Source organism: Sphingomonas sp. BK069 (assembly GCF_014193405.1).
Classification (GTDB): Bacteria; Pseudomonadota; Alphaproteobacteria; order Sphingomonadales; family Sphingomonadaceae; genus Sphingomonas.
In genome coordinates, this window is the sequence record NZ_JACHZH010000008.1 from 1 (window position 1) to 17,701 (window position 17,701).

17 protein-coding genes are annotated in these 17,701 nt (G+C 64.5%); 7 read left to right on the plus strand and 10 right to left on the minus strand.

Annotated elements, in window-relative coordinates; translation table 11 throughout:
- Window positions 1-849: 849 nt before the first annotated feature.
- The 6 genes from FHY02_RS18500 to FHY02_RS18525 form a co-directional block, all read right to left on the minus strand.
- Entirely contained in the window at window positions 850-1,011 is a 162-nt protein-coding gene (locus FHY02_RS18500) for a hypothetical protein (RefSeq protein WP_183925015.1), read from the minus strand.
- Window positions 1,012-1,052: 41 nt separating this feature from the next.
- Window positions 1,053-1,307 (minus strand): hypothetical protein, encoded by a 255-nt coding sequence (locus FHY02_RS18505; RefSeq protein WP_183925017.1) that lies wholly within the window; start codon window positions 1,305-1,307, stop codon window positions 1,053-1,055.
- Between the two features lie 765 nt (window positions 1,308-2,072).
- Entirely contained in the window at window positions 2,073-2,831 is a 759-nt protein-coding gene (locus tag FHY02_RS18510) for a GolD/DthD family dehydrogenase (RefSeq protein WP_183925019.1), read from the minus strand.
- Between the two features lie 92 nt (window positions 2,832-2,923).
- The gene (gene namA / locus FHY02_RS18515; protein WP_183925021.1) at window positions 2,924-4,000 is read right to left on the minus strand and encodes an NADPH dehydrogenase NamA; all 1,077 of its coding nucleotides are present in this window, start codon (window positions 3,998-4,000) and stop codon (window positions 2,924-2,926) included.
- Between the two features lie 118 nt (window positions 4,001-4,118).
- Window positions 4,119-4,496 carry a helix-turn-helix domain-containing protein gene (locus tag FHY02_RS18520; RefSeq protein WP_183925023.1) on the minus strand — a complete coding sequence of 126 codons (378 nt, stop codon included), beginning with the start codon at window positions 4,494-4,496 and terminating at the stop codon, window positions 4,119-4,121.
- 249 nt (window positions 4,497-4,745) lie between these two features.
- Window positions 4,746-5,654, minus strand: a complete 909-nt coding sequence (locus FHY02_RS18525; RefSeq protein ID WP_183925025.1) for a LysR family transcriptional regulator — start codon at window positions 5,652-5,654, stop codon at window positions 4,746-4,748.
- Window positions 5,655-5,758: 104 nt separating this feature from the next.
- Between FHY02_RS18525 and FHY02_RS18530 the strand changes: the two genes are divergently transcribed.
- Together FHY02_RS18530 and FHY02_RS18535 are read left to right on the plus strand one after the other, a co-directional pair.
- Window positions 5,759-6,652, plus strand: coding sequence for an NmrA family NAD(P)-binding protein (locus tag FHY02_RS18530; protein WP_183925027.1), 894 nt, complete (start codon window positions 5,759-5,761; stop codon window positions 6,650-6,652).
- A 32-nt stretch (window positions 6,653-6,684) separates the two neighbouring features.
- Window positions 6,685-7,836, plus strand: a complete 1,152-nt coding sequence (locus tag FHY02_RS18535) for an epoxide hydrolase family protein (RefSeq protein WP_183925029.1) — start codon at window positions 6,685-6,687, stop codon at window positions 7,834-7,836.
- 219 nt (window positions 7,837-8,055) lie between these two features.
- Here the strand turns inward: FHY02_RS18535 and FHY02_RS18540 are convergent, their stop codons facing one another.
- The 3 genes from FHY02_RS18540 to FHY02_RS18550 form a co-directional block, all read right to left on the minus strand.
- Window positions 8,056-9,324 carry a Y-family DNA polymerase gene (locus FHY02_RS18540; RefSeq protein WP_183925030.1) on the minus strand — a complete coding sequence of 423 codons (1,269 nt, stop codon included), beginning with the start codon at window positions 9,322-9,324 and terminating at the stop codon, window positions 8,056-8,058.
- Window positions 9,321-9,749 (minus strand): LexA family transcriptional regulator, encoded by a 429-nt coding sequence (locus FHY02_RS18545; RefSeq protein WP_221198731.1) that lies wholly within the window; start codon window positions 9,747-9,749, stop codon window positions 9,321-9,323. The genes FHY02_RS18540 and FHY02_RS18545 overlap by 4 nt, the downstream gene beginning before the upstream one ends.
- Window positions 9,750-9,862: 113 nt before the next feature.
- Window positions 9,863-10,246 carry a hypothetical protein gene (locus tag FHY02_RS18550; protein ID WP_183925032.1) on the minus strand — a complete coding sequence of 128 codons (384 nt, stop codon included), beginning with the start codon at window positions 10,244-10,246 and terminating at the stop codon, window positions 9,863-9,865.
- Window positions 10,247-10,420: 174 nt separating this feature from the next.
- Here FHY02_RS18550 and FHY02_RS18555 point away from each other — a divergent pair, with 174 nt between their 5' ends.
- Window positions 10,421-11,362 carry a hypothetical protein gene (locus tag FHY02_RS18555; RefSeq protein ID WP_183925035.1) on the plus strand — a complete coding sequence of 314 codons (942 nt, stop codon included), beginning with the start codon at window positions 10,421-10,423 and terminating at the stop codon, window positions 11,360-11,362.
- A gap of 24 nt (window positions 11,363-11,386) precedes the next feature.
- Here the strand turns inward: FHY02_RS18555 and FHY02_RS18560 are convergent, their stop codons facing one another.
- Window positions 11,387-12,460: a hypothetical protein gene (locus tag FHY02_RS18560; protein ID WP_183925037.1), complete on the minus strand. Its 1,074-nt coding sequence runs from the start codon at window positions 12,458-12,460 to the stop codon at window positions 11,387-11,389.
- A 325-nt stretch (window positions 12,461-12,785) separates the two neighbouring features.
- On the opposite strand from FHY02_RS18560, the gene FHY02_RS18565 reads away from it, so the two are divergent.
- Genes FHY02_RS18565 through FHY02_RS18580 form a run of 4 tightly spaced genes read left to right on the plus strand, consistent with a single transcriptional unit; the run spans window position 12,786 to window position 17,701 of the window.
- Complete coding sequence (locus FHY02_RS18565) at window positions 12,786-13,490, plus strand: hypothetical protein (RefSeq protein WP_183925039.1); 705 nt, start codon at window positions 12,786-12,788, stop codon at window positions 13,488-13,490.
- The gene (locus FHY02_RS18570) at window positions 13,487-14,305 is read left to right on the plus strand and encodes a hypothetical protein (protein WP_183925041.1); all 819 of its coding nucleotides are present in this window, start codon (window positions 13,487-13,489) and stop codon (window positions 14,303-14,305) included. Before FHY02_RS18565 ends, FHY02_RS18570 begins: the two co-directional genes overlap by 4 nt.
- A gap of 5 nt (window positions 14,306-14,310) precedes the next feature.
- A complete protein-coding gene (locus tag FHY02_RS18575; protein ID WP_183925043.1) occupies window positions 14,311-16,623 on the plus strand; it encodes a DDE-type integrase/transposase/recombinase in 2,313 nt (770 codons plus the stop codon).
- A gap of 25 nt (window positions 16,624-16,648) precedes the next feature.
- Window positions 16,649-17,701, plus strand: a complete 1,053-nt coding sequence (locus tag FHY02_RS18580; protein ID WP_183925045.1) for an ATP-binding protein — start codon at window positions 16,649-16,651, stop codon at window positions 17,699-17,701.

The following is a 17,701-nucleotide window of genomic DNA, read 5'->3' on the forward strand; positions in this document are numbered from 1 at the left end:
GATGCTGCCAGGCGGGTTGTGCAACACCGCCCCGAGGGGCACCATAATAGCCCCGGACTCCAGTTATGACTGGTAGAGCTTTGGGGAGCACGTCAATGGGGAAACGGGAATGGTTGGGCTGAACCAATGGCCGATTTCGGGAAAACAGGTTGCCTGCCTGAGCGTCTAAGTTTGGGCGTAACGGTCCCTGGCAGCGGGAATCGCTCGGGTTAGCTGTCGTTCGCGGATAGGTCGGCGTTCGTGGGAACGGGCGGCGAGGCGGGCGATCGGCGAAGCCGCTTCGCTACTCGATCTGAACGGATCGTCGAAAAATAGCCGAGTCCAGCCATTCCGCGGACGTGTATCCAGACCATCAACGCGAGATACGCGAGAAAGCCGGCCAGAAGGAGCGCAGCGCTTGTCCTATAAGACCGCTGCTCCACCAGGGTGGCTGGAATCAGCAAGATCGCCGCAGGCGTGAACGCGATCAGATGATGCCGTAGCGTCGGCCTCCCAGCCCAACCGACCCGGATCCAGTCCCTGTCGATGATCCGGCGCAGACGGTGACCCAGCGTTGCCATCTCACAACCCTGGCGCGCGATCCGAATGTCTGCAAGTAGGCGAAATCAGACGTACGTCTTACCGCTTCGGCAGGCGCAGTCGCAGAAGGCGAGCTGTTCCCATGCTAGCGATGCAAGCAGCGTCCCAGAGGATGGATACGAAAGCGACGAAAATCTCGCCAGCGATGAACGTCCCATAGTAGCGGTCTGTGGCAAGCTCGACCGGCTTACGTGCTCCAGGATCATCGGACCTCATTGCGCTAAGGTGTCACGATGCATCGGTGTCCGCAACTGGCAGGGAAAGCGGACGCTAAAAGCCGAACCAGCTGAACGCTGCGATGCCGAGCGCGACCGTGCCGGCCGTAAGCGCAAGCAAGGCGAAAATACCAGCAAGCCAAGCGGCGACGCGCCCGAAGCGGTCGTCCACCCACTCAATGAGGTGCTCCGCCAATCCTGGAATAAGGGAGTCCATGCGCCAACGCTACAGTAGCCGTTGATGTCTGAGAATGGGCGTCAGCGGTCGCGACGCAGAAAGCGGAGCAAGGCATTGATCGCCGCCCTCGCTGCGACGCCAACGATGCCCGAGATGGCTGCAGCTGCTACAATCATCTTCCAGCCATCAACGCAGGCTGCTCCGGGGGCACAATCGCCTATCGAGGCATAGATGAACGCAGCTGACAGAAGCGGCAGACCGACAACGGTCGCCAAGGCACAGCCAACCTTTCCTCCAACGGTTCCGCCGCCCTGATAGCTGGTATCGTTCTGCACAAGACTAGGCTGAATGACCGGACGCTTTCGAGCAAGCCCATCCGGCTGCGCTGAGGCGGTAAATGGGCGCGTCCGGACGTGGCTGTCGCTTGAAAAGCGCAGATTTTCAGGACCGTCCGTTTGTTGAGGCACTAAGATCCGCGCCAGAGTGCAAGGGGCGGGTTACCGGAAATACAATCCTCGGGAGTGGAGATAGCTAAACACAAATAAGAGCTGCATAAGCGCCCAGTATATGAAGAAGGCCTTGGTCCATCTTGGGTAATTCCGGCCTATTAAGATCCATACAAGAATGATTGGAGCGAGGAGCAAGCCAAGCAGGAACAAGGCGTTCCGCAATCGCCTGCCGACAGTGACCTGCGCCGAAGCGTCCATCCGTGCATCGTACAGGGCAGCTCAGTCGCCGCAAGTGGGCGCTAACGGCCGTCGCAAGCGGGTAGCGCGCGGGTACAGGAGTCGCGCTTGAGGGCGTCTTCAAGGGGCACGAACGGCATCGCGGCGGAGGGCATCTCCGCCGCGATGTCCGCTTCTGGCAGGTTAAGCGGACGGACCGATTTGGAGCGAGTGGCTTGCGAAGTGACCGTTTCAAGCTTGTGTGGTAAATCGCGGATGTTTCAACCGTGGCAGGGGCAACGATGAAGGGTGCTAGCTACAACGATGAGCTAATGCGCGCTTCGGCGCGAGTCGATGCCGCCGATCTTCTCAAAGCGGGGCGCCCAGCGAGGCGATCAGGGCAGAGCGCCAGGCGTTTGCTCCGGTACCGCAGGGTTACTGGATAGTGTAGCCCCCATCGACCAGCAGGTTGGTGCCAGTCGTGCTGCCGGCACCATTGCTAGCAAGATAGAGGACGGCAAGCGCAATCTCCTCGGGCTCGGCGAACCGCCGGGTCGGCAGCTTCGCTTTGAATTGCACGCCCGCTTCGCCTTCAAAGACGCGCCGGCCGAGCTCGGTATTGACTACCGTCGGCGATACCGCATTGACAGTGACGCCGTGGGGGCTCCACTCGAAGGCGAGCGCCTTGGTCATGCCGATGATCGCCGCCTTGGACGCCGTATAGGCGACATGCCCCTGTAGCGCGATGACGCCGGCCTGCGAGGCCATGTTGATGATGCGGCCGCTGCCACGTGCAATCATCTTTCGTCCGACCGCCTGCGCGATCAGGAACGGCGACTTGAGGTTCAAATCCATCTGGAAGTCCCAGCAGTCGACCGGCACGTCCACGGCGTCGTCGATCAGGGCGGTGCCGGCATTGTTGACTAGGATGTCGATCGCGCCGACCGCCGCTTCGATCCGCTCGACCAGCGGGGCGATTGTGTCGAAGGCGACCAGATCGGCGACGATCCCGACATGACCCTCTCCCGGCAGTCGGGCGGCCACGTCCGCGGTGCCCTCCAACCTGTCGACGAGGACGACGCGGGCACCGCTCTCGGCAAGAGCGGTGCCGATCTCCACGCCCAGGCCGCCTGCGCCGCCGGTGACGACCGCGACTTGGCCGGTGAGATCGTAGGCTTGTTTGATGCTCGTCATGGCTGGGCCGCCTCCTTCGCGGCAGAAGTGTCTCACGAGGTGTTTGGCGGACCGGCGGCGACTGAGCGTCAGCCGCGCGCGCGGCCGCCCATTCAGGCGGCGACGGTCTGCTCGAGCGGAGCCATCGGCAACGGCGGCAGGGTGCGCTGCCACGCCGATCCGTAACGCGTGTATTGGGCGGGGACGGGCGCAGGCGTGCGCAGGTCGTCGGCCGCGGTACGCGCCCAGAACGGATCCTTCAGCATCTCGCGACCGACGAGAACGATGTCGGCACGCCCATTGCGGATGATCTCGTCGGCCTGCCGCCCGGTTTCGATCAATCCCACAGCGCCCGTCGGGATGCCGACTTCGCGACGGATGCGCTCGGCAGCGGGCACCTGGTAGTTGGGGAAGCTGTCGACCTTGATCATGGCCATGCCACCCGACGAGCAGTCGATCAGGTCGATCCCCTGCTCTTTCATCCACCGTCCATAGACGACGAAATCGTCGGGCGTATTGCCGCCTTCGAGATAGTCGGTGGAGGAAATGCGCAGGAAAAGGGGGCCGTCCCACTGCGAGCGGACCGCAGCGATCACCTCGCGTACGATGCGGTAGCGGTTCTCGTGGCTGCCCCCATACTCGTCCGTGCGGACGTTCGCCTTGGGAGAGAGGAATTCGTTTAGCAAATACCCGTGCGCGGTATGGAGTTCGATAACGTCGAAGCCGGCTTCGCGCGCGCGGCGCGCGCCCTGCCGGAACGCCTCGACCACTTCGCGGATGCCTTCGATCGTCAGCGCCTCGGGCATCCGCGATTCTGGGGTGAAGGGCACGGCGGAGGGCGCGACCGAGGGCAGGTCCTCGATCGGGTACTGGCGCCCTGCATGCCCGAGCTGGGCGCCGGCCTTGGCACCCATCGTGTGGATGGTCTCTGCAAGCGCAGCCAAGCCCTCGATCTGCCCGTCCTCCCAGATCCCGAGATCGCCCACGCCGATCATGCCGTTGGGCAGGACCGCGGTCGTCTCGAGAAATACGAGACCCGCCCCGCCGAGCGCTCGCGCGCCGTAATGGACGTGGTGGAAGGTGCTGACGCGCGCATCAGGCGTCGCCGAGTGCATGCACATCGGCGACATCGCGATCCTGTTGCGAAACTCGACGCCGCGAATGGTGATCGGGTCGAACAGCTTGGGCATGGCTAAATCCTGTGTCGTTTGGAATTAGCTGCCAAATATTATGCCCGTCTGATCAAACAATACGGGCAAATCTTGTACGTAGTTCGCTATTGTATAGTGCTTGGATGAACCGCCGAGGTCACGCGGCTTCCACCGATCGATCGTCCGCGCGAGTGCGAAGGTTGCGGCGATCGAGCCATCCACGACCCCAGTCGCCGAGTTGAAGCAGGATCGGACCGATGGTCCGACCTTCCTCGGTCAGCGCATATTCCACCTTGGGCGGCACGACGGGATAGACGGTGCGGGTGATGAAGCCGTCTTCCTCCAGTTCGCGGAGCTGGTTGGCGAGGAGGCGGGCGGTCGAGCCCGCGCAGTGCCGCTGGAGCGCATTGAATCGCGTCGTTCCATCCTGCAACAAGTGAAAGAGGATCACACCCTTCCAGCGGCCGTTCAACAGGTTCAGCGAGGCCTCGATGGTGCAGGCTGGGACCGCATCATAGTTCCGGCGCTTGGGCATCGCTCACTCCACACTACGCTATTGGCCAATACGTCCCATGTAGTCCTTCCCACACTTCATTCAAAGTCCCGCATGCCGACTGCCGGTACGGGGCGGTTCGCTAAAGCGAACTATGTACGACCGTTTGCAGTATTGTGGAAATCGGAGGTGCGACCGACCTGATGCTTATCCGGGCAAGGGGCAGTCATGAAACGGAAGGATAAGCGATGAAGGCGGTGGGATACACCAGAGGCGAATATCGGGAAAGCGTCAGCCTTCGCTAAACCCGGCAGCGCCAAGATCGTGATGCGCGATGCTCGCCGCCAAGGCGTCGATAAAGACCCGTACCTTTGCCGAGAGGCTGCGATGGTTGGGATAGACGGCGTGGATCACGGTCGGGTCGCGCCCGATGGTCGGACGCAGTTTGACGAGGCGGCCGTCCGCCACGAAAGAGCGGGCGAGAAAGTCCGGCAGGTGTGCAATCCCGGCACCGGCCAGCACCACGGGGAGCAGGGCAGCGGCGTCAGAGATGGCGATAGCGGGCGGCAACTCGATCCGGCCGGCATCGCCTGGTGCCTCGTCCAGGTACACGGTCGTCCGGTCATGATAGCCGATCAGGTTGTGAACCGGCAGGTCGACAGCGCGGACTGGCGTACCGCGCGCTGCGAGATACTCTGGGCTGGCGCACAACCACGTCTCCGATATCAGCAGCCGACGCGCTATGAGGTCGCTGTCTGCCAAAGGGCCCACCCGGATCATCACGTCGGCCGGCTCGGCCGGCATGTCGATGAAACGATTTTCGATCGCCAGCACGACCCGGACCTGCGGGTAGCTGGCCATGAACGCCGGGAGCATCGGCGCGACCAGCGCGGTCGCGATCGTGAACGGAAGGCTGACCCGGAGCGATCCGGCGGGGACGTTATCGAGGCCGTCGAGCGCGGCTTCGGCTTCATCGACGTCGGCCAGAATGCGTAGCGCGTGAGGGCGGAAATGGGTGCCGGCGTCGGTGAGCCGCAGATGCCGGGTCGAGCGATCGATCAGGATCACACCGACATCGCGCTCCAGCCGGGCAAGCGCTCGGCTGACTCCGGACTTCGGCAGTCCAAGGGCGCGCGCCGCGGCGGATACGCTCATCAGGTCGGTGATGCGCGCGAACGCACGCAGGTCGGAGAATTCCATGCTCGTTTCACTTCCCGCAACACCCTGTCGCGGTCAGACAGTCTAATCATGACGAGGTGCAACGACTATCCTGTCTCTCGTCACGCAGCAGGAGGAGCGAGGGTATGGACAGCGGGCAAATTGGACCGGTGGTGGCCGTCGCAGGTGCTGCGGGCGATTTGGGGTTCCGGATCGTCAAGGCGCTGATCGCGAAAGGTGCTTTCGTGCGCGCACTGGTCCGGCGTCCGGTCGACAAGCTGGCTCTCGGACGTGTCGAGCAGGTTGCGGTCGATTTCGACGACGGCGTGGCGCTCACCGGCGCGCTCACCGGAGCGACGTTGGTGGTGTCCGCGCTGAATGGCACGGCGCCGGTGATCCTGGGTGTCCAGGGGAAGCTCCTCGATGCCGCCGTGGCGGCGCGCGTGCCGCATTTCGTGCCGTCCGACTTCAGCCTCGACTATCGCGCCACACGGCCTGGCGACAATCGCAACATGGACCTGCGTCGCACCTTCGCTGCCCTGGTCGACGCCGCGCCGATCCGGGCCACCTCGATCCTGAACGGACCGTTCGCGGATCTGCTTGAAGGCGAGGCGCCGATCGTGCTGCATAAGCTGCGCCGCGTCCTCTACTGGGGTGACGCCGACCAGGTGTTCGACTTCACGACGAAGGACGACGTCGCGGCCTTCACCGCAGACGCGGCGATGGATGCGACGGCACCACGCTATCTGCGCATCGCCGGCGATCAGATCAGCCCGCGGGGGCTGGCGGCGCTGCTGACCGAGATGGATGACCGGCCCTGGAAGCTGCTGCGTGCCGGTGGCATCAGTCGCCTGAGTGCCGTCATTGCCATCGTGCGTGCACTGACCCCCAACACCGACGCTCCATTCCCGGTCTGGCAGGGGATGCAGTATCTGCGCGACATGTCGACCGGCCGGGGCAAGCTGCACGACCTCGACAATGGGCGCTACGGCAAGACCGACTGGGCGCGCGCCGCAGGCGTCCTTGCCCCCACGCTCTGAGCCTCCGATCTTGGCGAAAGGACAATCACGTCATGACCGATATCATCGCCCCATTCCCGATCCGGGTCACCGATGCCGAACTGACCGACCTCGCCGATCGGCTCGCTCGTACCCGCTGGCCGGACGCCGGCACCGTTACCGATGGCAGCCAGGGTCCGACGCTTCCCGCCATCCGACACCTCGTCGAACGCTGGCAGCAAGGATATGATTGGCGGGTGGCCGAGGCGCTTATCAACGCCTGGGGCAGCAGCCGCACCGTCATCGACGGGACCGGCATCCACTTCCTCCACATCCGCTCGCCCGAACCGGACGCGATGCCGCTGCTCTTGGCCCACGGCTGGCCGGGGTCGATCCTGGAGTTTCGCGATCTGATCGCGCCGCTGACCGACCCAGCTGCGCATGGCGGCGACGCGCGACAGGCGTTCCATCTGGTCATTCCGTCGATGCCGGGGTTCGGCTTTTCCGACAAGCCGGCCGAGCCCGGTTGGACTGTCGGCCGGGTGGCCGGCGCCTATGCCGAACTGATGCAGCGGCTAGGCTATGGCAAGCACTGGGTCGCACAGGGCGGCGACTGGGGCGCGGCGGTCGTGTCGGCGCTGGCGCACATGCGCGCGCCCGGCCTTGCCGGTATCCACCTCAACATGGTCATGTTCCAGCCGACCGACCAGGAAGTGGCGGAGGCGTCGGCAGAGGAGCAGGCGATGCTCGCCGACATGAAGCGGTATGAGGCCGAACAGTCCGGCTACATGAAGCTGCAGAACACCCGCCCGCAGTCCGTCGGCTTCGCACTGGCCGACTCCCCGGTCGGTCTCGCGGCCTGGATCTACGCCCTGTTCCAGGACGTGACCGACAGCGGGGGCAAGCCGGAGCGGGTGATCCCGCTCGATCATATGATCGACGACATCATGCTCTACTGGCTGCCCAATGCCGGGGCCAGCTCGGTAAGGTTCTACTGGGACAATGCGCAGGCGCAGGGAGGTATGCCAAGCGATCCAATCCCGGTGCCATCGGGCGTCAGCATGTTCCCGCGCGAGGCGCTGCGGCTGTCGCGTCGCTGGGCGGAGAAGAGGTTCGCCAAACTGCTTCACTACACCCAGCCCGATCGTGGCGGCCACTTTGCCGCGATGGAAAATCCCGCGGCGCTGATCGGCGACATCCGGGCGACATTCGCTTTGGAAAGGTGATGTCATTCTCGATTGGGAACCCATAGCGGGACGGTCGCCCCGACGATCGCGCCGACAGCCGATCGGGGCATCACCTTTCCCAAAATCTGTTCCCGATTGCTCTGTCCCGAAATGACCTTTCGGAGACGGAGAAACGGGAAAGGTCGCGCTTAGCGAATGGCCGCTATCCGGAGCCCAGATTGCCCGCCTGAACGACCGGGTTTGGGCGGTAGCGACGCATCAGTCCGCCCGGACCAGCGGCACCTCGTCGATCCGCGTGGTCCATGCCGGCGAGCGGTTCGCGGCCCGCATCTTCCAGTCCCGGCGAAAGCCCTGGGCGGCGGGCACCGCTGTGAACTTGCCGAACCTGCCGTTGACCTCGTCCAGGGCGTTCATCAGCCGCTCGCGACGTCCGACATCGCCCTCGAACAGGGTGCGCGGGCGCAGTTCGGCCGCGATCAGGTCGTCAAGCATTACTCCCGCCTTCGTGTAGGCGAAGCCGTCTCGCCACGCGGCCTCTACGCCACGACGCGCCGCCGCGAGCAGCTCGAGCGAGTCCGCGGTCATGGGGTGCAGCGTCATGCGACGCATGCCCTGGTACTGGCCCGCCCCCACCTTGAACCGGTTGGTGTGGAAAAAGACCGTCAGCTGCCCAGCGACGAGGCCATGGCTGCGCAGCTTCTCGCCGGCGCGCATCGTGTACTGGGCGACCGCACCCATCAGCGTCTCGAGGTCGAGGACCGGCGTGCCGAAGCTGCGCGTTACGGCCATGCCCCTGCGCTGAGGCTCGATCACCTCGACCGCGCTTGCCGACACGCCCTGCAGCTCGGCCACCAGCCGCTCGAGCACCACGGTACCGAGGCCACGCGCCTGCTTCAGCTGCATATCCCGGATCTGCCCGGCCGTCGTGATGCCGAGTTCGGCTAGCTTCGTCGCCGTGGCGCGCCCTACGCCCCACACGTCTCTGGCCGGGAAGCGATCGAGGACCCAGGTCCTGAGCGTCGGATCGCGCAGATCGGCGACGCCGTCGAACAACGGGTTCTTCTTGGCCGCCGCGTTGGCGAGCTTGGCAAGCGTCTTCGTCGGCGCGATGCCTACGCACGTCGGTATCGTCGTCCAGCGCCGCACCTGCTCCCGCATCGCGTTGGCGTGATCGACGAGGTCGCGGCCGGCGAACGGCTCGAGGTCGAGGAAGGTCTCGTCGATCGAGTAGATCTCGATCTCGCTGGCGAACTCCTCGACGGCCGCTACGACCCGCCGCTGCATGTCGCCGTAGAGCGTGTAGTTGGACGATCGCACCACGACGCCGTGCTTGGTCAGCCGATCACGTATCAGGTGGATCGGATCGCCCATCTTCACGCCAAGCGCCTTCGCTTCGCTCGATCGCGCGATGGCGCAGCCGTCGTTGTTCGAGGCCACGACGACTGGCACGCCGTTCAGGCTGCTGTCGAACGCGCGCTCGCAGCTTACATAGTAGTTGTTGCAGTCGATCAGCGCGACCGTGCTCATCGGCGATAGCGGCGCGCCAGCGCGACGACCACACCCCAGATCTCGGTGGTCTCGGTGACGGGGATGCGCTGGTATCCCTCGGCTTCCGGCACAAGCCACAGGCGGCCGCCAGCTCGCCGCAGCCGCTTCATCGTTCGGTCGCCATCCACGAGCGCGACGACGATGTCCCCGGGACGGGCCTCGACGGCCCGGCTGACCACTACCAGGTCGCCGTCCGAAACGCCCGCCTCGACCATCGAGTGTCCCGACACCCGCATGACGTAGCTGGCGGCCGGGTGGTCGATCAGCCAGGCGGCTAGATCGATCGGCTCTTCCATGTCGTCCTGTGCCGGTGAGGGGAACCCAGCCGGGGTGGTCTCCACGAGAAGCCGTGCCTCGCTGGGCACCATGTGGAACGGCAGCTCGTGCAATGTCAGGGGCGGCATGATCTCTCCCGGTACGCTCACCCAAGCCGTTGTAGGATGGGGTGAACATTTCGGGAACAGGTCGCGCGAAGAAATTTAGACGGCATGTGCCGGGGCGGTCGGGCCGAAGCGCTCTAATCGTCGGGCTGCCGGTCTCCGGGCAGCGGATGCTCACGCGGGTCAAAGCCGACAACCATGTTACCGTCGTCGCTGACGCGCAGAGGCCATCGCGCCTGATAGCGCTCGCTACCGAACCGCACGTCCTCAATGGCGAGGTGCGGGTCGCAGCTGTCCTCGCCATCGACACCGAGAATGTACGCGGGAAGGGGCACTCGGCGGGCGCGGCCGATCCAAGCGAAGACGAGATCGGGCTCGGTCAGCCCCCAGTCGTTGCACCAGACGTCGTTCGTGTCGTCGTAGTCGAGACAATCCCACGCCCACCCGCACGCCTTCATCTCCGCGCGGTGGTCATCGACCCGCGAGATCGTGAGGTCCTTGTCGATGCGATAGGCGACCATCGTCCCTCCTGCTGGGGCAACCGGATACCGACCAGATCTCACCGATCCGTCAAGCGGCGGGTGGCGAGCACGAGCGCCCGCGCCGGTGCGATCCCAAGCCGTCTCGCTTCCGCGATCCAGCGCCACCCCTTGTGCGGCGAGACGAACGACAATCCAAGCGAAAGGAAAAGAGAAATGGACGGCATCGACCTGTCCGGCGTCGACCCCGTGCGTGTCCCTGAGGCTCGCCGGCGTATAGAGGCAATCCGCACCTATATGGGCATAGGAAATCCGTCGACAGCGGACGCCGTGCGCATAGGTGAGAGCGTCGGACTTAGCCGCTGGCGCTTCGTCAGGCTGGTGGCGGCATGGCGCAAACACCGTGACGCGAAGCTGCTGGTCATGGATCGCCGGAACGACTCGGGGCCGGCGCCTTCCATAAGCCCGGTGGTCGCCGGAATTTTGCGGGAAGTCATGCGCGAGGTCGGCACCGGCGCGACGACTCGATCGATCGCGGAGCGGCTTGAGGCGCGATGCAGCGAAATAGGCCTCGACGCACCCGCTCGACCGACGATCTGGCGAGAGCTGCGGAAGATGCAGGCGGGCGGCAGCAGTCCGGTTTCGGGACCGCCCCGTATCGTAATTGCCAGAATGTGGTTCCAACTGCCCGCGGAAGGCCAGCGCCCCGGCGCCATGCCGGTGGCGCTGATCGCCGTGATGCTACCGGAAAGGTTCATCCTGGCACGGCGCGTCTCTGTTGACCCCGACGCTCCACTCGACGTCGAAGCGCTCGTCGAAGACGTCGCTGGCTGTCAGAAAGCCGAAGGCGAAGCGCGGCCGTTGTTGATCGGATCCGACGACTGGCGTGCTGCCGCCGCGACGCTGGGCAACCTCGGCCTTCCCGACCTGCGACCTTGTCGTCGCTCGCTGCAGATCCAGATTTCGAAAGCCTTCGGCGGCAGGCTCGGTCAGCTCAAGGTCGCCTTCCGGGCTCTCACCGCGTGCTCGGACGCGAGGCCCAAGACTCGACAGGCGCAGCCACTTACCATCTCCGAAGTTATCGAGGCGATCGATACCGCCGTCCAGGCCAACAATGCCGCGGTGCAGTCGACGATCCCACCGTTCGTCATCTCGTAGACGAACGGAAACCGAGTTCGGACGTCAGTCAGCAGCCAGAATGGAAAGGGCGAGCTGTAGATCATCCGGCACCCGTCCGCCGGGTGCGCCAGGCAAAGTGGACAGCACCTCCGCATTGTGCTGCTTAACGATCGCGCCGACGGCGGCCGCCGCGTCCGGACTCGTCCATGGGGTCATGTCGCCCGCGTCCGGCATGGCCAGCCCTTGTTCGGTCCGAGCTGGCGTGATTTCTATCCGACCGACACGGGTGCCGACCACTTCGCGGAAGTACTTGCCGTATCGCTTCGGATTCTGGGTAAGCTGCAACGAGCCGCCAACGCCCGCCTTCAGCATCTTGTCGACCAATGCGATCGAGGCCGGGATGTCCGGGCCCGCCGTGACGAGCAACTGATTCATGCGCAGGGACCATGGGAGACCGGAGAGGTCCGACTCGATGCGGCTGATGGCATCTACCGCGGCAGCGCGGTAACCTGCCGGCGCATCCGGCGTCGGTCGGACCGAATATCCGAGAATCGCCCGCGTACCCTTGTCGATACAGACGAACATGATGTGAGGCCGCCCGCCCTCCTGCGGAAGGTTTATAGCGGTGCAGTCAAACCGCACCTCGCTCCCAGCCTCGCTCATGACTGCGACCCGGCGCACCTCGTCCTCGACGATACGACGTAGCTTCGGCTCGCCCGGCAGACGGGCGCCTTCGGGCAGATCGGCTGCTTCAACCATCTTGCGGACGAGCTGACTTATCTTCGCCCCGTGATTGTAGCGCACCACTTCAGCGACCACGGCCTGCAGCGCGTTTACTGCCTTCGGGTCATGGCGCGACCCTGCCGAACCGGACCCGACGGCGGCCCCCAACGCCTTGAGCCCGGGAGCCGCCCGCCAGTCCGCTGCGAGTCGATAGAAGCGGCTTCGGCTCAGTCCGGACTTCTTGACCGCTTCGTCGATGCCGATCTCGTTATTTTTCCAAAGCTCGAACGCTGCCAGCCTTCGTTCAGCGCGATCGCGTTGTGAGGGAGCCATCAGGTCCCAGTCGATCCTGTCCGCTTCGGGCAGCGACGCAGGGTAGCGAGCATTTCCATCGTTGCCGTCTGATTCGTCCATTAGCGCCGTACCAAGCCAAAGAGGGTGTTGCCTTGTGGCGCCGTCGATACCAGATGCGCGGCCTAGAACAAGTTTTTTCGAGTCTGACGCACTTTTTCCTTGCAACTAACAGCGGCAATGCGCACTTTATCGAGACTAACGCACCATGGAGGTGCGCGAGGGAGGTCTCGATGTCGAAGAAATATGATGATGGGTCGGATTCGGGAGAAACGTCGCAGGAGAATGGCTTGCCAGCGCCGCGGCGGCCGTGGTGCCGGCGTGCTCGGGCACGCACCTCGGAATACCGGCTGCGGACTTGGATGCCCCCGCTCCCGGAGGAGGACAAGTGAGCGGCGGTCGCATGATGGGCGCGACCTGGTCGGCTAGCCCGGCGGCTGGCCGCTGCATGTCGGGCGAGCCGTTCGTCCTCGACGGGCGCGTTGCCAAGGTAGAGGAACGATTTCCGTCGCCTGCCGGGCTGCAGGCCGATGCGCTCCTCATCCGCTTCGACAAAAGCGCGCCTGGCCAGATTGGCCTGCTCGGCACGACGGTGGAGTCGCTCGAGCAGCGCATCGCGCGCGGGAGGGTCCACTTCTTGGAAAGCGCGAGTTCGGTCAATGTCCGGCACGGCTGGATGGGTAACGTGGTGAGCACCACGATGAAGTGTTGTAGCGGCCGCTACGAGCCGCATGCGGAGGTGTTCGCGCATCAGCCGACGTCGCCGAGGCGATTGCCAACGAGCCGGCCGGTCGACTGTGCCGTTGATGGATTGCAGCCAGCCGACTCGAGGCTGACGAGCATGGCACAGGGCATCCATACCGATCGATCCACTCGGCCCGCGGAATGGCGTGTCGAGGTGCTCTCGCTGATCGTTTCAAGGTCGTCGATGTCGTCCAGGGAGGCCTTCCGCCACCTGAGAACAAGGTGGCGGCCGGAATGGGGCGTGCCACCAAGCTACTCGACCGTTCGTCGCTGGGTCGCGGCAAGCCGCCCTCGCGTACTCGCCCGCCCGAGCGTCCGCGACCTCGATGAGCGGCGAGCCTTCAAGTGAAGCTGAAGCCGAAAGAGGAGGCTGACCAGCTTCACCTGCCGATCCGGCGCGTGAACGAAGGTCAGGCGCTCCGTCTCGTGCATTCCGATAGCGTGGGGGCGGAAGGCGTCCGCTTCGCAGCGGTCATGCACGTCGCCGCTGACGGTGGTCCCATCCGGACCATCGTCGGGGGTCGGCACAAGCACTTCGTCGGCGAGGAGCCCTCCCAGAAGACCGGGCTGTCGAACCCCTACGAGGGGCCGACGGAACACGCTCTTATTGTCGATAGCGAGCTTAGGTCCAGAGTACTGGACTTCCGGACGCAGGCCTTCCGCCTGCGGCTGCTCGCTGGCGGCGTGGTGCGCGAATGGATCTGCGACCACCTTCGTTTCCTGCGTGTCGATGGCGTCGACATCGTCGAGGCGATCGAATGCAAGCCAAATATGGCGTTCCTCGACAACGAGGAGCGCATCGTTCAGCGGGCGGCCCGCACCGTGCTAGAAGGCATGGGCTGGCGGCACCGCATCGTCTATCTTCGCGATGTCCTTGGCAGTGGCGAACGCCAGGTCAACTGCGGCGAAATCTATGCGCGTACGACGAGGCGCGTCCCGACGGACGCGCTTGCGCGCTTTGAGAGCATGTGCGCCGCGACGCCGAACACCACCTTTCGCGACCTCCGCCTCGCGTTGGACGACGACCGGCTGCAGGGGACGGCCCATGCCCACGCGATGATCTGTGCGGGCCGGGTCGAAGTCGACCTCGACCGATACCTCTTCGATCCTGCGCCGGTGCGCCTGCTACCGCCGTCCGACTTCCACTCTCCCATCCGGTTCTGACGCTAATGAGCAGCGAGTTCGCCTTCGGCGTCGGTAGCCTGATGTCCTTCCATGGGCACGAATGTGTCTACCGCGGCGTGGCCGTGGACGGGCGTTGTCAGATTTCCGACGATTCGGGGTGGATCCTGGAGATCCCAGACGAATACGGCTTTCCCCAGTGGCCGACGCCCGAGCAGGTGCTCGGCCTTATGGCGGATGGACGCCTCCTACTCAGGGCGGAGCCGCTTGCGGATGCTACGCGGCGCCGCGCCCGTCGTGCGGAACCTACGCGCTCCGAACTCGCCAACGCCAAATGCAAGAGCAAGGGTAAGACCGAGCAGCCTCGTGATCCCTGGTTCTATCTGCGCGAGATGTCGGTGACGGCTTGGGACGATCCCGAGATCGAACGCTGTTCGCTCACCAAGACAGGCGTTCATGGCTGGTATGCCGAGAATTTCGATGTCGACGAACTGATCGCGCGCTTCGGCCGCCTGCCTAGCGACACGACCTTTCGCAAATGGATCCAGACTCGCGGCACCGAAGGCGATCGCCGCCCGCCCGACTGTGCATCCTTCAAGAGCGTCGGGACGCGCCGTCGCAGGGTCCATCCCGTGGTACTCCAGATCATAAAGCTCTGGGTCATCCGCTTCCATTCCAAGGACCGGCAATCGGTCAACGCGTTCTGGAAAAAAGCGAAAGACGATGTCGCGCGCTACATTCGTGGCGACAAGCTCGAGATCCTCGACTTCGAGAGAGCGCTGGAGGTTCCTCGGGATCCGAACAAGGTCAAGATGTGCACGCGGCGCATCTTCGCGATGGAGATCGAACGCGCTCGCGCTGGCAAGGCGCTCAGCATCGCCTTCAACCAGCAGGCGCGCAAGCAGCGCTACGGCGGCGGTGGAGTCGCCCAGGAGCCAGTCCGCTTCCTGCAGTACGTTCAGCTCGACGATACGCCTCTTCCTATGGTGTTCGTCATCGATGCGGTGCGCGGCGTCCCCGTCGGCGTGCCGACCGTGACGATCGCGATCGACGTCTTCACCCGCGTCATCCTTGGATGGGACATCACCTTCGAGCCGCCCAGCTACGCGAGCTACATGCGCGCGATGCTCCACACGGCGCTGCCAAAGCGGGTGCCCAAAGAGCTGAAATGCAATCCGGTGATCGCGCGCGCGCTCATGGAGACCTGCGGCCGCATCGTCGGGCACGTCGTGGTCGACAATGCCAAGGCACTCACGGGGCGGTCGGCACAGGACGGAGCCAGCGACGTCGGACATGGCATCCGCTGGGCCGGCGTCCACGAACCGACGCACAAGCCGCACGTCGAGAGCTGCATCGGAAAGCTGGAGAACCTGATCCGCGACGAGCTTCCCGCGGGCACCTGGGACATCCCGCTGATGCGCGAGTTCCGCTACGATCCCTCCAAGCAGGCGATTGTCACGATCGAACGCTTCCGCGAGATTTTCGCCATCGTCGTGGCGCGGTACAACACCAGCGCGCACGACGGACTTCTGGATCGTTTTCCCATCGACGTCTGGATCGAGCAGCGTGCGCAGCACGGCCTCGACATGGTCCGCGACGTCGATCACCTCCGCCGCGCCATCGGTCAGGTCGTCGAGGTGGAGTTCCGTGGCGAGGGCGCGATCATCGAGGGCCTGCGCTACGGGTCTGACGGTTCCGACGACCGTTGGCCCATTACCAACGAGGATCTGCTGTTCAATCTCGGCATGGCGCGCGGCGTAGCCGCCGACACCAAGAAGCGCACGTTCCACAAGGTCAAGTTCAAGTACGATCCGAACGACATGAGCGTCGCCTGGATGTTCGATGAGCATCGAGGCGAATACGTCGAGATTCCCTGTGCCATGCGTAGATATTCGGAGAACCTGCCGCGGTGGTTGCACCTGCGGCTGAAGGACTATGCCTCCGAGAAGAGGATGAAGTTCGAGACCGAGCACGACATGCTCGAGGTCCACACCGCCTACAGCCAGGCGATGCGTCGTGTGATGCCGGACGCCTTCGTGGCCGAGCGCCGGGCAACCGCTCGCCTCGCGGATTCTTCGCAGGGACGCGCCTACCTCGGCGATGCCATCAAGCTCATGGCCGTCGAGGGATCGCTTACCGGCATGGAGAACGTAGTCGAGCACGACACCCGCGTCGGCACGCGCGGTGATCCCAACCGAATCACGCCCCGAAGTTCCAACCGCAATGCGGGGAAGGGGGCGCGCGATCGGCGTGACGCCCCGGGCGTAACGAAGTCCGCCTCGGCCGAGATGGCCCGGCAGGACGTGGCGCAAACCGCCCGCCGCCTGGATATCGACACAGGCACGGACGGCTACGCCTGATCAACCCGCACGTGGAGTGAACAAGATGCCGAAGACCAACTCGAACCCCAGCGACGATGGTAACAATCCCGCGCGGCGCCCCGCGCCCCCGCGTCACAGGCGCGCGAAGCCCGCATCTTCGCGGCGAGCGGCGCCGAGCGCCCCAATCGTCCCCATTGTGGTGAAGCCCTCCGATCTCGCGGATCGGGTCGGCGAGGGCCTCGCGACCTTCGAGGGCATCATCGTTCCCACCCAGGCGCAGAAGACGGCCGTTCGCCAGATGCATTCCCTGCTCAAGATGGGCGAGAAGCAGCCTGAGGGGCAGCAGCGCCGTGCCTACCGCTACCTTCACCAGTCCGGCGCGGGCAAAAGCACCTGCGCGAAGATCCTCAAGGCGTTCGTCGAGGATCAGCCCGGTTATGATCCGGAAACCAAGCCTGTTCTTCACGTGACCCTGTCGACGACCGGCACGCCCAAGAGTCTCGCCAGCTCGATCCTGGCGGCCATGGGCGACAACTACTCTACGCGGGGCGAGGCCGAGCTGCTCCTGCGCCGCGTCCAGCAGGGGCTGAAGGACTTCAAGGTCAAGCTGCTAATCATCGACGAACTGAACCACTTCAAGCAGAAGAGCCTGGCTACCGACGCGGCCAACACCATCAAGAACGTTCTCTCGCTCGGCTGGGTGCCAATCGTGCTCATGGGCACGACCGACGCGCAGTCGCTGTTCGCCAACAATCGCGAGCTGAAGAACCGCTGTGCCCCGCAGGTCGTGCTCGCCCCCTATGGTGACGACCCCGCCGATCAGGCGGAATGGGCCAAGCTGCTCGCGCGGGTCGACGGAGAACTGGTCAAGCGCAACGTCCTGCGTCGGCACTCGGGGCTGGGCGAAGCAACGCTCGCAGCGAACCTCCGCCTCTGCAGCAACGGCCTAATCGGCGAATGCCACAACATCCTGATGGCGGCGCTCGAGGCAACGCTGCTCGCTGACGAGGACAGCATCAGCCGCCAGCGTCTGGTCGACGCCGTGGATGCGTGGTGCATGGCCGATGGAACGATCGATCGTAACTTCCTGAAGCTCGACGGGTCCCAGGAAAGCTGA